The organism is Flavobacterium aestivum (genome assembly GCF_026870175.2).
Classification (GTDB): domain Bacteria; phylum Bacteroidota; class Bacteroidia; order Flavobacteriales; family Flavobacteriaceae; genus Flavobacterium; species Flavobacterium aestivum.
On record NZ_CP113977.2, the window covers coordinates 1,589,047 to 1,604,460 of the forward strand.

Below are 15,414 nucleotides of genomic sequence, written 5' to 3' on the forward strand. Positions count from 1 at the left end.
AAAAATAATAGTTAATACCTTATAAGGAACACGTTTTTATAAAAGTGTTTTAGACGTTGCAATGCGCCCATGCCATCCATTTACGGAATGTTTTCAATTTTGAAAACTACTTTTATTTTGTCTAGAATTACCTGTTAAATATTGATTTTAAAAATTCAACACCATCATTCAATGCATTTAAGCCTTCAGTATTTTGCTCACTATTTTTAAAAAACTGAACAAAACCATGATTCTGTTTGTCATATACCCGAACTTCTGATTTTACACCAGCTTGTAATAATGCTTGATTATAATCTATATTTTCATCTAACAATGGGTCGTATTCACCTACCTGAATAAAAGCTGGCGGAAGGTTTTCATGATTACCAATTAAAGGAGCTATATACGGTAAATCCGAACGAACTCCTTCAGGTATATAGCAATTCAAACTACTGACAAATACATCTTTACTTGGGAAATTGGTATTTCCCAATTCTTTCCATGATTCAGTATTCATTTCTAAACTAGCCGCATATAAATAAATTAGCCATTGTCCGACAATTTGTGGGCCTTTTTTATCTCTTGTCATCATAGTTGCCACCGTGGCAAGATTAGCCCCAGCACTGTCCCCGCAAACCGCAATTTTATGTAGGTCAGCTCCAATTGTAGTGGCATTCGCTGAAATCCATTCTAATGCTGTATAAAAATCGTTTAATCCTGTTGGAAAAGGGTATTCAGGAGCTAGACGATAATCAACATAGGCTACGATTGCTTGAGTATTACTTGCAATGGTATGAACTAAAACTGTATGTGTTTCCAAGTCTCCCGAAACAAAACACCCACCATGAGCAAAAACGACTATGGGTAATAATCCTACTTCAACATTTTTTGGGATATACAAATGTACGGGTATATTATATTCTGAATCTGTGGTTGGAATAGTAATAGTATTTATATCACATTCTAAATCTGGCTTACCTGCTAACGGTATCATAGACCTATACGAAGTTCTAAGGTCATTTGCAAACATCAATTCTTTATTCATTTGTATAAAAGTTAAATGGCGTACTTGTGTTTTTTTACTTACTGCTAATATAGGAATGTTAATTGTATTTTATGGAAAAAGAAAAAGGATGGACACGTTGTTTGTGCGCCCATCCCATCCCTTTACTAAATGCCGATATCTAAACAGATTGTTTTTCTGATAATTAATTACCTTCCAATACTAGCGTTCCTACAACATTAGTCTCTTTTGTATTAGTTTTATTTTTAATTTTTTTGATTTTCAAAACTATCTGTTCACCTAAAGAATTATTACTGGTTGTAAATTGACATCTTAGTTTCGTATCAGCAGTTGATGTTATATTTTCAATACTATTTTGTTCTTCATAATATATTGCCCAAGTTTTTCCATAACTATCTTTATTTAATTCGTAATTGTTTTGCAAATCAATTTCAAAAAACAATACTTAAATATTTATCACTTATGTTTTCCAATTTACTACCTCTATAATCACCAGATTTTTCTATCCAACCTTGTAAGTTTAAAACTTTAAAAAGTTGAGGATTCGTAAAAGAATGTTGCTGGTATAATTTTAAGTTACTAACAAAAAGATTATTTTTTTTTGACTCACTTATGTTTTCAGAAAAATGAGAAACTTTCTTTTCAAAATCAAAAAAATAATCAAGTGATTTTATAGCGAAAAAGAGTAACACAATCCCCAATAACAATAAAATTTTTGAACTATTTTTTTTTCATCTTTTTTCTTATTTAAATTTTCGTCAACTTTTTGATTAACAATTTTGTCTTTATTATTTGCAACGGTTGCCTTGTATCTATCATTCGGAAGTGGACTCATTGTTTTGTATTCCATTTCTGTTTTACCTTGAGTTTTTGTCTCTGTGCCAGGGTCTAATCCAGCAGCCTCTAATGCGGCACTCGGTACATCAGCACAGTTGCTTGAAGCGACTTGATATCAACTTTCTGACTCATCTCGTGCTGCATTTAATGCTTTTTCATCTGTTTTAAAACGAGCCTCTTGAGTGTATTCGGGAGCTTTTTCTTTTTGCCATTTGTCATAATCTGCTTTTGTATCAAAATGCAGTTCTTTGGTTTTTGATGGCCCCCCAGTTACTTCATTGGAATACCAAGGGGATTTATCCCTACCTTCTTTGGATACAAAAGTCCATCCCTTTTTATCATTTCCTATTAAAACAGCATTGTGTCCTGCGTAAACACCGTTTACATTAGTTGCTCCTTTTGGAGCATTAAGTACAATAATATCATTTGGTTTCATTCCATCCGGGTCAGTAAAACGTAATGGATTATCAAAACAATAATTATATGGGCTATATCTTCTCATTTTTTCCGCTAATGGGTCAATATTACTCCAACCTACTCTCGCAGGGTCATAAAGCCTTGCCCCATAATCGTACATCCCAAGCCCCAGTTCGTCTTGCAGCTCCTTCCCATTATACTTATACTTTTGTGCAGGATTTGTAGAAGTAATCACAGAATTATACCCTTGATGTTTGAGCCCAAAAGGGTAGTAGTGACTCTCCTCGATAATCTCACTATTAGTAATAGTTCCATCACCATTGGCATCCCCATAACTCAATCTAACATTACCTAAATGGTCTTTGTACTGGAACACATATTTGTAAGAACTTCCGTTAGGTTCTACGTAACCCTCCGCCGTTGGGAAAAACTGTAATACATTGTCTAAGTACTGGAACCCTCCCAAATAATTGGTAGTAGTAACAGTTGGTGTTGGTAACAAAGAATTGACAGTTTTCCGTATTTTTATCCCCGTCGAGTCGTAAAGATAACTAAACATTTTACAAAAAACCTCGCATTTCGCGAGGTTTCTTCTTTTTATCCTTTATTTAAATTACTTTGAACTATTGTTCTTTTTCAATGTGTTAAAAATATAAAATCGCATATCATTAACTCTAAAATACTACCTGATTACTTAATTGTATCTTTATTTATTATAAAATCCCTAATATCGATTTCCTTTTTTGGTAGTGGCATAAATGGATAAGCAAAATTTCGCTTTGCGATGGTTAATTTACCAAAACTGTCTTTCACTACCCAAATAATAGTTTTTCTATTGTCGTATTGTGCTGTATCGGAAATTTTACTTTTACCAGTTGTTGGATTTTTAAAATAATGCTCAATTCCTGTGTAAATTTTGAATATTGTACCATTTGAAGTTTTAATTGTATTCAAAGACTCTTGTTGATTGTCTAAATTTTCTTCTCTCGTCAAAGACTGTTTCCCCGAATAAACAATTGTTGTGTAATTGTGTGGGTCTTGTTTATCGATGTAAATTTCATTAAAACAATTTTCACAAGGATTTACTTTAACGAAACTGTCTAATACTTTGGACATTGCTTTATTTGGTTCTAAAGCAAAAGTTTTAATATCCTCTTGATGCTTATTACAAGAGATTATAACTGCAATAATAAAAATATTAATAATAGTTGGTTTCATATATCGTTTATTTTTTAAGCATTCCTTTCCAATCAACAGATTTTGCAAAGTTTCGCAAACTTGTGCTGCCTTTTTGGATGTTATCTGCATTTATATTAGGCATTGATTGAGTTAAATCCATAACTCTATAATTTACAGGAGTTCCTTTTGCATATGGCGAAGCAAAAATAACACTCAAGCCGTCCGTTCCTTTTTCATTTTGCATTACAAACGCTGGTTTGTTGGGTGTGGAGGAACGTGCAAAATCCAAATCGCCCCAGCCATCTCCAGTATAATCGGAAGGACCATTACCGCTCATGTGTGCATGTACGGTTCCAATGGTATTAAATTCTTTTCCTGTTACTGGGTCCTGTAGATTTCCATTTTTATATGAATACCCCATTCCACCACCATTTCCTTCTGAACGTGAATTATTATAGTCAGGCAATACCAAAGCACTTTTGTCTCCAATCACCGCTAGTTGTTCTCTACCAGTAGCTTTAGTATTATTCATTACTCTTGAATAAGCATCCTTTTCATTTGAATACATTATGCTTCCGTCTTTTCTAAAATCCGCAGTACCGCCACTTGCAGTAGTTTGTTTGTCAGTATCACCAACGTAAGTGCCTTTATTACCGAGGTCTTTTTGTGATTGTACTTTTGGGTCAAACTGCATCACACCTTTCAAGTCTTTATACCAATCTGTTGCTTCCATCCCATCAGGATCAATAAAATAAACTGGATTATCCATTGCATATGCATAAGGAGAAAAACGTCTTGAGGTTTCGGCTTTCGGATCAATTTGCCAAAATCCTGGTCTATCAGGAGTATAAATTCTCGCTCCATAATCATAAACATTTAAGTCCAATTCATCCTGCAATTCCTTTCCACCAAAAAGTCTTTTTTGTGCTGGATTTGTTGAAGTAACCACAGAATTATATCCTTGATGTTTTAACCCAAAAGGGTAGTAGTGACTTTCCTCTATTATCTCATTATTGGTAATAGTCCCATCGCCATTAGCATCCCCATAACTCAATCTAACATTCCCTAAATGGTCTTTGTACTGAAACACATATTTATAAGAACTTCCGTTAGGTTCTACATAACCTTCCGCCGTTGGGAAAAATTTCAAGACATTGTTTTCGTACTGGAACCCACCACCTAAATAATCCGTAACTATTGTGCTCGCAGGTGATAATACAGTTACTGTTTTCTTTACTTTTATCCCAGTTGCGTCGTAAATATATGCAATAAAATTCCCACTTCCAAAAGTTATTTTAGCAGGAAGATTCAAATGATTGTACACAATCGCGGTAATGTTCTTGTTTTTATCCGTAATCATGTTCCCATTGGCGTCATAACTATAATCATCACCCGTTTTGTTACCATCAATAAAACCCTGACTATCATTGCCCGCAGGGCTGTCAGTTACTTTGGTAAGTTGGTTAGAGTTCGCATTGCTGTAATCATAGGTTAAATCATCTATCTGGAAAATTATGGAAGGTGCATCACTGCCACCAAATCTTTGTAGTGATAGGATATTACCATTCTTGTCATAACTCAAGCTCTCATTATAAGCTCCCGAAACCGGAATGTTTTCCCCGGGTTTTTGGTAAATGGCCTTTTTCAATCTATTAAGATCATCGTATTGATACCCATAGGAACGTGATGTGCCATCAGAGTTAGATAGCCAGAATATTTCGGCTATATTACCATTATACAACGATTTGGCACCGGCAGTAGTGGTAGGCTTGTTATAGTTTATCGCAAAAGCAAACCAATCTTTAGGGTCTGTATCTTGTTGCAAATTGATAATTTTGTTTATCCCCGTAAGCCAGCCTCTAATGTTGTAGCTGTAATCTACTTTTTGCAATGGCGTGCCGCTGTTGTTCCCTACTTTTTTACTGCTTAGTTGCCCCAAATCATCATAGGTATTGGCTGCCAATAGCTGGATTGCTCCACCATTTATCTGGTGAGTGTGTGTGAGCAAAAGCCCTTGCGGAGAATAAGTGAAATCTTCTTTTACGACAAGTTCTGCATCACCAGTGGCACGTTTGTGTTTGGTTATGGTATAGAACGGTTTACCGGTAAAGTCCAGTTTACTGTCCGTATAGCTATAACCTCCCAAATGATTTTGGGTATAACTGCGTATAGGTTTGGCTTTGCTGTCATAAAAGGTAGAGGTAGTCTCACCCAAATTTTCAGTTGATGATGTAAGTACTCTTGTCCAACTGCCCGTAGCAAGACCTTTGGCATTAGCCAAAACGTTTTGTCCTTCTATCGTAGTAGGAACTGTTCTTATATTATTCTAAAAATTAAAACTTCTTTAATTAAAGGTTTTGTTATTAGTAAGTTGTATATTTAGTTTCGATGTAAGTTCTTAAATTTAATTATCTAAAATTATATTCATTATGAAAGTATTATTTACTTCAATTTTTATTGTTTTATCCAGTCTTCCAAAGAATAATACTGATAGTGTTTATATATGTATTAGTAAAACAGCCAGTAAATATCATCTTACTACTAACTGTAGAGGTCTAAATCAATGTACACATGAGGTTAGAAAAGTTAGTTTGAAAGAGGCAAACGAACTTGGCTATAAAGAATTGTGTGGATGGGAAAAATAATTTAACGAAGCCCATAAAAAAACCTCGCATTTCGCGAGGTTTCTTCTTTTTATCCTTTATTTAAATTATTGATATTTTTCAATACGTTAGAAATATAAAACCGCATATTACTAACTTTGAAATACTACCGATTTATTCAATACCCATAATTTCCTCTCTTTTAATTACTAAATATTTTGGTAAATAGTCATTCCTTACAACTTGATAACCATTTAAATAAAAATAGTACGATATAGTCATAATTTCATTCGGAGATGTTTCTTTTGAAATATTCAAGATATAAGAGCCTTTTTCAAAATCTTCTTTTTTACTATATTTTTTAAAAAAAGTTTCAAACGTTTGGTCCTTATATTCATTCTCAATCGTTTTACTCAATTTAAAAATTTTATACGGAATGTTATCAAAAACAGTTGTATTGAGCTGAATATTGTGATTTAAAACATCTGATAAAAATTCGTTATAACTCTTGAATATTGATTTATAATGATAATTGTATACATAATTTAGATAATCAGCATTCGTTATAATTATTTGCTGGTTTTTTGACAGAACAAATAGATCTAAATTTCCAAATTTAGAAGGGATTTTATAACTTCCTTCTGATAGTTTATTTATAACTTCATTTGATATTATCTCTTTCTTTTCCACACAAGAAGAAAAAATTGATACTAAAAATATAATAAAAATACACTTTTTCATTTTTAACTATTTAAATTTATTACTAGGCGGTTCTTTTAAGTCTTTAGGATCAATAGGTTTACCATATTGTGTCCTTTCAAGTTGTTTTAATGTTTTTCTCATAAGATTTTCAAAAAATACAGCTCTTATTTCCGATGGATCTTTTTCATTATTTTCTGTGTCATCAGCCATATTTCCTATATCATAATCGAATTGATGTCTCATTTCGTGTGCAACTGCTGCATCATCTGAATCAGTAGTTCCTTCAGTTTTTTCATACTCTGCGTCATCCTCTTTAGAAAAATGATATGATGTACGTGTACCCACTGGTGAATTCTTATCTGATGTACTTGGTATACCATATGCACTGACGGCACTTTTATAACCTGTCTCTACGTAATGATGAAGTTTACTTGTTTCAAGCTTATGTAATACTCCTTTTAGTCTAGAATCATTTGATTTTTCAATTTTTCTATATGTTGACAAAACTTTATACATAGTAGGGTCAACACTTTCCTTTCCAGGATTATATCTTCTAGAGTATTTTCCATTTGCATCTAATTCATAAAAATTTCCTTTGCGATATTGAAAATTTCTTGCTTGATCTCCTTTTGTAACAATAAATATTATATCTCTACCGTCGGGGTCAATTGCATTTGTTGGATTATTAGCTACATAAGCATAAGGAGATAATGAAGAAAACTTTTCTGCTAATGGGTCAATACCCCACCAAGTACAATCTGCAGGGTCATAAAGTCTCGCCCCATAGTCATACATGTTAAGTCCAAGCTCATCTTGTAATTCCTTACCGCCAAAGAGTCGCTTTTGTGCGGGATTTGTTGAAGTTACGGTAGAATTATATCCTTGATGTTTTAAGCCAAAAGGGTAGTAATGACTCTCCTCGATAATCTCACTATTGGTAATAGCTCCATCTCCATTGGCATCTCCATAGCTCAACCTAACATTCCCTAAATGGTCTTTGTACTGGAACACATATTTATAAGAACTTCCGTTAGGCTCTACGTAACCTTCCGCCGTTGGGAAAAATTGCAACACATTGTCTTTGTACTGGAACCCGCCCAAATAATTGGTAGTTGTAACAGTTGGTGTTGGCAACAAAGAATTAACCGTTTTCTGTACTTTTAGCCCAGCCGAGTTGTAAATATAGGCAATAGTATTTCCAGTTCCAAATGTTATTTTAACAGGAAGATTCAAATGGTTGTACACAATATTGGTAATGTTCTTGTTTTTATCGGTAATCATGTTTCCATTCGAGTCATAACTATAATCATCACCTGTTTTGTTACCATCAATAAAACCTTGACTGTCATTACCCGCAGGGCTGTCAGTTACTTTGGTAAGTTGGTTAGAGTTCGCATTGCTGTAATCATACGCTAAATCATCTATCTGAAAAATTATAGATGGTGCATCGCTGCCACCAAATCTTTGCAGAGAGGTGATATTACCATTTTTATCGTAACTCAAGCTCTCATTATAGGCACCCGAAACCGGAATATTCTCCCCAGGTTTTTGGTAAATGGCCTTTTTTAATCTATTAAGATCATCGTATTGATACCCATAGGAACGGAGTGTGCCATCAGAGTTAGATCGCCAGAATGTTTCGGCTATATTGCCGTTATACAATGGCTTTAGATTTGCTACACTTCCTGCTACAACATTGTAGTTTATTTTGAATCCAAACAAATCTTTTTCCGTAGTATTCAAAATCAAGTTGTTGCTGGAATCGTTGTTGATTCCTGTCATCCAGCCTCTTATGTTGTAGGTGTAGTCTATTTTTTGCAATGGAGTACCGCTGTTGTTCCCTACTTTTTTACTGCTTAGTTGCCCCAAATCATCATAGGTATTGGCAGCCAATAGCTGAATGGCACCACCATTTATCTGATGGGTATGTGTGAGTATACGTCCTTGCGGAGAATAGGTGAAATCCTCTTTTGTGACAAGTTCAACATCGCCAGTAGTTCGTTTATGCTTGGCTATAGTGTACAGCAATTGCCCTGAAAAATCCAGTTTGCTATCAGTACTAGTATATCCATCTAAATAGTTTTGGACATAGCTGCGTATAGGTCTTGCCTTAGCATCATAGAACGTAGTAGAGGTTTCTCCTAAAGATGTTGAAGCAGTGGTTAATACCCTTGTCCAACTACCAGTTGCAAGACCTTTGGCATTAGCCAAAACCGTTTGCCCTTCTATAGTAGTAGGAATAGTGGGTACATTAGGGAATGTGTAATTGTCATAATAATTAACCGTAAGTAGTTTAATGCTCGTAGGGGCAACAGTATTGCTATAATACGCCTGAATCCCATCTATAGCACCCGAAGTTTGTTTGGTCTCAAACAAAACTGTGGCATTATTTTGAGCATTCTGCAGGGTAGTTCGGCTCAAAGCATCCGCAGTAGAATTTGACCAACCAGTGTAAACGGGTCTGCCAAAAGCATCATATTTAGTAATGAGCCAACCCACCGCAGTATCATCCTTAAATGGTGAATTTGCAGGACCTGTGGCAACGGGTCTGTCCAGTTTATCGTATACAATAAATTCCCATTGTTTGCCCGGTATTTTTTTCTCGACCAAACGGTTGCGATAATCGTATTTGTACTGGTAACACAATCCGTCTAGTACTTCCTGATTTATGGTTCCGTCAGCCTTTGGCGGAATTACATAGGTTAAATTGCCATAAGTGTCATATACATAATGCGTATCGTGTTTGGTTCCGGATTCGTAGGTTCTCTTTAGGATTACCTTGCCCTCTTTGTTTTTAAACTCAACTGTACTTCCTCCGTTTTCGGTAGGATTGGCAGAACTGTTCTCATCATACGTAACCGTTTTGATTAGTTCACTGGCAGCATAATTTCCATCTTCAGACAAGGCAATATCAAACAATCCAGATCCGGCATTCCAGTTTGCGGCAGCGCGATAGAGTTTTACTTCGGTATCCGTATTGGTCTGATAATCCATCTTGATTTCGTGACCACCATCCATAGCCCAATCATTACCCGGAGCCGCTTGTTTTATGACTCTGCCTAGAGGTGATAATTCTAATTTCTTTTCAGAAAAAGGATTGGCTGTATTTTCATATTTCTCTGCACTGTAAAAAGTAATGGCATTTTCTGCTGCATTTGCGTCATAAGCCATATTACTGGAATTTGCTGCATATGGCAGGTATTCCTTGGTTGGTCTGCCAAAATCATCGTAACCGGTAGAGGTTATTATATCCTTTCCTGCTGTAGATTGCTTATTGGCAATTTGTTGCACGGGTCTTCCCAGTCCGTCGAAATACGTAATATTCACTAGCGCTTTTTCAGGAGTTGGTCCCTGTAAAATAGTATTTGTAGGCTCTTTATAAGTAGTCGTTATAATATAATTGTAGTCTGATGAAGGGGAAGCCAAACTACTGCAATCTGGGCTTGTTCCTGCTATTGTTGGACAATTATCCGAGTAATTGGCAACATACTTTCCGGCTGGTGGTGTACATTGTTGTACAAAATTTGATGGGTCACCCAGTCCGTCCTGTTCATTGTCTGCATACCATTTGGTATTAGGATTAAGATCGCCGTTCGAATCATCACAATCGGTATTATTAGCCACATAACCCGTAGGTTGAATGCTATAGTAAAGAGTTATGTTAGGATTCCCAAATGTATCTTTATCAAAATCCTTATAAAAAGTTTGTGGTGGGATATTGGTAATAAACTCATTTCTATCATTATAATCACTGGCATTGGTCACATAGCCCGTTGGTTGAAGACTATAGTACAAACTCACGTTTGGATTCCCAAAAGTATCTTTGTCATAATCCTCATAAAAATTTCGGGGTTGAATGTTGATGATATTTCCCGTTCTGTCGTCATAATCACTGGCATTGGTTACATAGCCCGTAGGCTGATTGCTATAGTATACACTTACGTTGGGATTCCCAAAAGTGTCTTTATCATAATCCTCATAGAAAGTTCGAGGGGGAATATTGGTAATATTTCCCGTTCTGTCATCATAATCAGCATTATTGAGTACATATTTGTAAGGTTTGTTACAACTTGAAACTGTGACAGCCGGATCACCAAAAGTATCACCATCATTATCATAATACCATACCCTAACGGTGTATACCGTTACATCGTAGTCATTACAATCATCCGCTGTATCTACATACCTATCAGGTTTTGTACAGCTTTGTTTAGTTTGTGATGCAGCTCCATGTCCGTCGCCATCATTATCAAAATACCATATAGTATTTGGTTTTATGAACCTATTTCCGTCATCGCAATCTCCAGACTCGCGAGCGTAACCTACCGGTTGTGTACAACTTTTAACAAAATTGTTGGTTACACCAAAACCATCGCCATCAACATCGCGATACCACATTACATCTGGATGCACATTAACATTACTGTCATTACAATCCCCACCCTTGAGAACATAGTCATGGTTAAGTGGAGGAGCGCATCCAAAACGAGAACCTGCACCTGCACCAAAAGTATCATGATCGCTATCAATATACCAAACTGTATTGGGATTTAAGTCGTAATCAGAATCATTACAGTCATCACCATTGTCTGTATATCCTGCGGGTCTGGTACAGCTTAAGACTGTTATCTCACGAACTCCGAAATTATCGCCATCTACATCTCTGTACCAAACTGTATTGGGGTTTATAGCGACATTTCCGTCATTACAATCTAAATTATTAGTTACATAACCATCAGGTTTTACACTACAGTATACCGTTACAGTTGGACTCCCAAAAGTATCGGTATCATAATCCCTGTAAAAAGTTTGTGGAGTAATATTAGTAATCGCTCCATTGGCATCATCGTAATCCCATGGATTTATTACATAATCAGCAGGTTGTATACAACCGATTATAGTAATTGAACGATTCCCATAACCATCGTGATCCCCATCACGATACCAAACAGTAGTTGGTTTTATAGCTGCATTATTATCATTACAATCTAAATTATTGGTAACATAGTTAGGAGGTGCTATACTATAAAATACCCTTACGTTGGGATTACCAAAAGTATCCCCATCTGAATCGTGGTAAAAATATTGGGTAGGGGCTACATTGGTAATATATTTATTGGTATCATCCAAATCATCCCCCTCAGCTACATACCCATCAATTTTGGTTGCACTCAGTCTGGTTCTTATGGGATCTCCAAATCCATCTTTATCACTATCCCTATACCATGTAACAGGACGATCACCTCCTCCACCAGGAGGTGGTGCTGCCATTGGCATAGGCGCAGCTAATACTTTTTGATTGTTTTGGGAATATCCTATTGTAGCTAAAAACAGCAAAAAGAAGATAAATGTAATTTTTTTCATAATTCTGTTTTTAGTTTTTATAATGGTATTGGTTCTCAGTTACAATTTTTCCCTGACTGTCTTTTACCACTTTCAGGCGATTAAATGGGTCATATTCATAATATGTTGTTAGGCCTTTAGGATCAGTTACTGTACTTATTCCCACTAATGGTATATAGGTAAAGGTGGTTATCATTGCGTTTGGTAAATTATTTCTAAATGTTTCCTCATTAGTCGCATATGCTGCGATCGCCTGATCGTAAGTTGCATTTTCAACTTTGGCAATTGGCTTGGTTTTATTGTATCCCCAGATAATGGCCACTGGTGTGCCGCTCTCTAAGGTATATTGGAGAATATTACCCACGTCATCGTATTTGTCGTATGTAATTTTTCTTTCCAGAGAATTTGCCGTTGGCAACGAATTAGGAAATTTGGCAGCATAAATAAACTTTGGCAATAGCAAATTAGCTGTCGTGGCATCCTTTGCAAATTCTGTTTTTTGCTCGGATAGTTTGACACCTCCTCTGTAAGTTTCTGTTTTTAATGGAGTATCAATTCTATTACTCTCTTTCATATCCAGTACAAAAGGTTCTGATGCCATAGCTAAATCGAGAGGATAATAATATTTGGTTTCTAATGTTTCCTTTAAGGAGGATTTGGTGCTTTGCGATGTCATTTGTAGATGCGATGGATTAGTATACCCGTAGGTTGTTGTTGTTTCTACGGGATTTAATCCGTTAAGATCGTATTTTTTGGATACTGACGATTGCAGATAAAACCAATATGATTTTGTTGCATATTCTACTATACTCAAATAATCGATAGCATCTACAACTGCGAAGAGATCACTAAAATGTTTTCGAACATTATAGTCCTTAACTTCCTTGCTATAAGAAGGATCCAGCTTATAATTGTTTTCATTCTCGGCTACAACCACTATTGAAGCAGTACCATTTTTTTTCTGAAATACCTGTGATTTTATCTCCAGACCATTATCCCAACCAAAATTGGTTAACGGAGCACTTTTAATATCAACTGTCCCTAAAATTCTACTACTGCCATTGTTTTGACCGTTAGCATCCAAATCATCTTCCCAATTATCTCTGTGCACAATAAATTCTTTCATTTCTCCACCATTCTCAAAAGCATCTCCACCTTCACTAACCGTTACATACTTATAAAAGCAATTACTGCTTCCTGTATCAAACAAGGAAATTATACTACTGGAACTAACCACAAGATTACTGTTATCTGACATAAAAGTGCTACCAGGACCACTTTGGCACAATCTTCTTAGAAGTTCTATATCAATATAAAGAGGCGCTTTTCCTTTATCTCCAGATGAATGGGTGAGATCACTTTTTGAGGCATAATAATAGCGCTTATAGTTCGCTCTAGCTGATGCCTCTGCAAAATCTTTGGTTGATTTAATGCGTACACCACCCGTTTCTAAATTTGTAGATATCTTTTCTGGTGCTGTTTTATAATAGGTCATCTCAACCCATGCTGAAGCGCGAAGTCCGCTTTTAAGTAGACTAACTGTATACAATTTACCTGCTTCAGCATCAAAATAAACAGTATTGGTGACTTTTTTTATAACGGTATAAGCGCCTTTATAATAATAGGGAGTGCCAAACTGAGAGATTTGATAGAAATCCAAAAAATTTCCAGAATTTTCATCCTTTATTTGCATGGAAGCACTGTAATGTCCCGTATCACGCGGATCTGGAATTAGAACACCATTGTCATCATATTTGGGCTCCTCTTCGTTTGAATAATAAACATAGCCCGAAAATTCAATTCTCTGATTAATAGGCGAGGTAAAAGTAAAGGTACCTTTTTTTGGAGTATCATCTATACCATCATTATCTTCATCTACAAAGGGAAGATCAATTTTTTCTACTGTTTTTGCAGGATAAGTTGTTTTTTCCCCCCAGTAGGTATTACTCTCATAATCAAATTCGGTAAATCCTTTAGTAGGATAAATGATTTTACTGAGCAAACCAATCTTGGCAAAATTGGCATTGGGTTCTTTATCCGCTCCGTTATAATCGATATCATTTAAACCATACTCCCTTATGTTTTTGGGTACTAAATTGGTATTACTGTTTTTCCCATTGTAATATCCCCAATGATCTTGGCTTGTTGCAAGTCTCTTGGGAAAACCGTTCGGATTGATGTACTCAAAAGCATATTTTTTAGTCGGGTCAATACATGTAATGTCTTGCAAAAACACACGCGCATTGGGCGTTTTTAAATAATTGAAGTTTATTTTTTCAATCACAAGGCCATTAGCGTTGAATTGGGTGATAGTATTAATTTTGCTATTGCCATTGACTTCTTCATTAACTCCCGAAGCTGTATAATCGAAAGTAACATACCCATCACTGTTATTATTACTGTATATCTTATTCACTCTTTTGCCGATAACATTCATATTAAAAGAAACAATGGCACTAAGAGTTGGAGCATTAGTATACGTACTCCCATCACAACCATTTTGTATTTGAGGATACGACATACTTAATGTTTGGGAATTGGATGCGATGTAATCCATATTGGCATCCTCATAGCTAAGATATATTTCCGAGCCGTTGGGATGCACTATTTTACTTAAATACCATGCTGTGTTGGAACCACTTATTACTGAATGTCCTGCACCCATATTCCTAAAAGTGGTCATTTCTTTTTCCGTAAAATAATATTTAACGCCATTGGTGGTTGTCAGTAGAAAATCGGCATTATCCGTTCCGCATCGCGCTATTTTTATTTTTTGATGGTTTACTAAAACCGGTACATTGTTTTTATCATATACAAATTTCCCCGAATTGCCATTAAAATTAAAAGAATAGATATCCCTTTCCGTATCGGCATTATCCTGTCCAGCAGCTTTGTAAAATTGTAATTTTTCTGCATCGGTTGCGGTTGATAAATTATCAGGCGGATAAACCCCAGTTTGGGTATCATCGGATTTATCCCTTACCGTTCTGGTGATAACCCCTCCAAAATTAAGGTTCCAACCCAATCCTACATTCGAGGCAACTTCATCTACCTTTATTCCGTTAGAACCATAAAAAAGCGATAGAGGTGATTCTAAATCTTTAGTCTTAAAAGTAATCAGCGGAACCGAAATATTTGCTGCTCCTGTAAACGTACCGACAGGGACATTGCCATATTTGCCCAATTCTCCCGCAGTAGGAGAGGGTGGGGTTATGTTGGGAAGGAATTTACCTGTATCTTGCGCAACTGCATTTAGACATGCAAAAATGAACAACAGGAAAAAGACATATTGACTCCTGTTGTTGGTAGTATATATAGTACTCATTGTGT

9 protein-coding genes are annotated in these 15,414 nt (G+C 35.8%); 1 reads left to right on the forward strand and 8 read right to left on the reverse strand.

Annotation, left to right across the window (positions count from 1 at the left end; translation table 11 throughout):
- Positions 1 to 127: 127 nt before the first annotated feature.
- The 5 genes from OZP08_RS07005 to OZP08_RS07025 form a co-directional block, all read right to left on the reverse strand.
- The gene (locus tag OZP08_RS07005) at positions 128 to 1,024 is read right to left on the reverse strand and encodes an alpha/beta hydrolase (RefSeq protein ID WP_281323312.1); all 897 of its coding nucleotides are present in this window, start codon (positions 1,022 to 1,024) and stop codon (positions 128 to 130) included.
- 163 nt (positions 1,025 to 1,187) lie between these two features.
- The gene (locus tag OZP08_RS07010; protein ID WP_281323313.1) at positions 1,188 to 1,445 is read right to left on the reverse strand and encodes a hypothetical protein; all 258 of its coding nucleotides are present in this window, start codon (positions 1,443 to 1,445) and stop codon (positions 1,188 to 1,190) included.
- A gap of 510 nt (positions 1,446 to 1,955) precedes the next feature.
- A complete protein-coding gene (locus tag OZP08_RS19700; protein WP_349293465.1) occupies positions 1,956 to 2,759 on the reverse strand; it encodes an RHS repeat domain-containing protein in 804 nt (267 codons plus the stop codon).
- Between the two features lie 188 nt (positions 2,760 to 2,947).
- The gene (locus tag OZP08_RS07020; RefSeq protein WP_268848921.1) at positions 2,948 to 3,475 is read right to left on the reverse strand and encodes a hypothetical protein; all 528 of its coding nucleotides are present in this window, start codon (positions 3,473 to 3,475) and stop codon (positions 2,948 to 2,950) included.
- Between the two features lie 7 nt (positions 3,476 to 3,482).
- A complete protein-coding gene (locus OZP08_RS07025) occupies positions 3,483 to 5,717 on the reverse strand; it encodes an RHS repeat domain-containing protein (protein WP_281323314.1) in 2,235 nt (744 codons plus the stop codon).
- A 148-nt stretch (positions 5,718 to 5,865) separates the two neighbouring features.
- On the opposite strand from OZP08_RS07025, the gene OZP08_RS07030 reads away from it, so the two are divergent.
- A complete protein-coding gene (locus OZP08_RS07030; RefSeq protein ID WP_268848924.1) occupies positions 5,866 to 6,081 on the forward strand; it encodes a hypothetical protein in 216 nt (71 codons plus the stop codon).
- 132 nt (positions 6,082 to 6,213) lie between these two features.
- On the opposite strand, the gene OZP08_RS07035 is transcribed toward OZP08_RS07030, so the two are convergent.
- From OZP08_RS07035 to OZP08_RS07045, 3 genes are read right to left on the reverse strand one after another with little or no spacing between them, the layout of a single operon-like run.
- Positions 6,214 to 6,780, reverse strand: a complete 567-nt coding sequence (locus tag OZP08_RS07035; RefSeq protein WP_281323315.1) for a hypothetical protein — start codon at positions 6,778 to 6,780, stop codon at positions 6,214 to 6,216.
- A 6-nt stretch (positions 6,781 to 6,786) separates the two neighbouring features.
- Entirely contained in the window at positions 6,787 to 12,105 is a 5,319-nt protein-coding gene (locus tag OZP08_RS07040; protein ID WP_281323316.1) for a DUF6443 domain-containing protein, read from the reverse strand.
- 10 nt (positions 12,106 to 12,115) lie between these two features.
- On the reverse strand, positions 12,116 to 15,409 hold the full coding sequence (locus tag OZP08_RS07045; RefSeq protein ID WP_281323317.1) for a hypothetical protein: 3,294 nt from the start codon (positions 15,407 to 15,409) through the stop codon (positions 12,116 to 12,118).
- Between the last annotated feature and the right edge of the window lie 5 nt (positions 15,410 to 15,414).

Bases quoted from the DNA above. Each gene is read 5' to 3' on its own strand.
- OZP08_RS07005 (WP_281323312.1), bottom strand. From the start codon at position 1,024: ATGAATAAAGAATTGATGTTTGCAAATGACCTTAGAACTTCGTATAGG.
- OZP08_RS07020 (WP_268848921.1), bottom strand. From the start codon at position 3,475: ATGAAACCAACTATTATTAATATTTTTATTATTGCAGTTATAATCTCT.
- OZP08_RS07030 (WP_268848924.1), top strand. From the start codon at position 5,866: ATGAAAGTATTATTTACTTCAATTTTTATTGTTTTATCCAGTCTTCCA.
- OZP08_RS07035 (WP_281323315.1), bottom strand. From the start codon at position 6,780: ATGAAAAAGTGTATTTTTATTATATTTTTAGTATCAATTTTTTCTTCT.
- OZP08_RS07040 (WP_281323316.1), bottom strand. From the start codon at position 12,105: ATGAAAAAAATTACATTTATCTTCTTTTTGCTGTTTTTAGCTACAATA.
- OZP08_RS07045 (WP_281323317.1), bottom strand. From the start codon at position 15,409: ATGAGTACTATATATACTACCAACAACAGGAGTCAATATGTCTTTTTC.